This window comes from Citrobacter sp. TBCS-15 (assembly GCF_005280815.1).
Taxonomy (GTDB): Bacteria; Pseudomonadota; Gammaproteobacteria; order Enterobacterales; family Enterobacteriaceae; genus Citrobacter; species Citrobacter werkmanii.
On the sequence record NZ_SZWK01000118.1, the window covers coordinates 1 to 307 of the forward strand.

Here is a 307-nt window from a genome sequence, read left to right on the forward strand (position 1 = left end):
ATCGTCCATTGAGTTTGCATAAGCTGATTTGTTTGCATGAGCTACCAGTAAGAAAGTTACATCTTGAAAGAGCAACTTCAAGCGTGTAATTCTTCTAAGCATTGGCTCGAAGTCTTTACCGTAGATAATATCGCCATTTCTTAGCATTGTCATAAGGTTGTCTAAAATAACGAACTTGATATCATTTTCTTTGATGTACTCATACAATAAATTCATGTGGTGCGAATCATCAAGCATAAACTCGCCACCTGTTAAGAAATGCAAGTCTTCTGGTGCATTATCTTTATTTCTAAGCCTTTTGTTTAAC

1 protein-coding gene is annotated in these 307 nt (G+C 35.5%); it reads right to left on the bottom strand.

What is annotated here, in order from left to right; all coding sequences use genetic code 11:
• Positions 1–307 (bottom strand): AAA family ATPase (locus tag FDW96_RS11040; RefSeq protein ID WP_212732872.1); only part of this gene is annotated, 307 nt, incomplete at both ends.